Annotated in this window: 1 pseudogene; it reads left to right on the top strand. The window is 56.7% G+C overall.

Annotated features, from left to right (window positions below):
- Positions 1–300, top strand: a pseudogene (locus tag EOC06_RS42295) (hypothetical protein); the annotation flags it as partial.

The raw sequence follows: 300 nt of genomic DNA, 5'->3' as shown, positions 1-300 counted from the left end.
GACATCACCAACGTCAGCCCGACCAACCTGGTCTTCAACAAAACCGAGATCGCCGCCAAAACCATCAAGACGACGCCAACACGGGACATTACCCAGACGCTGACAACGTCACTGGTCGACAAGTTGTCGCTTTCCGTCAATGCGCTTGGTATCCTCGGGCTTGACATAACGGCGTTGCTCGGCACCGTGAAGCCAGCTGTGACGACGCTTTTGAAAACCGTAACGGCACCAGTCGACACATTGCTTTACAACCTGCTCGATACGCTCGGCGTGCATCTCGGCGAGGCCGATGTCCGGGTC

This window comes from Mesorhizobium sp. M7A.F.Ca.MR.362.00.0.0 (assembly GCF_004023175.1).
In the GTDB taxonomy this organism is placed as follows: Bacteria; Pseudomonadota; Alphaproteobacteria; order Rhizobiales; family Rhizobiaceae; genus Mesorhizobium.
The sequence above is the reverse complement of the archived record's forward strand: the minus strand, read 5'-3'. Positions and strand labels throughout refer to the sequence as shown.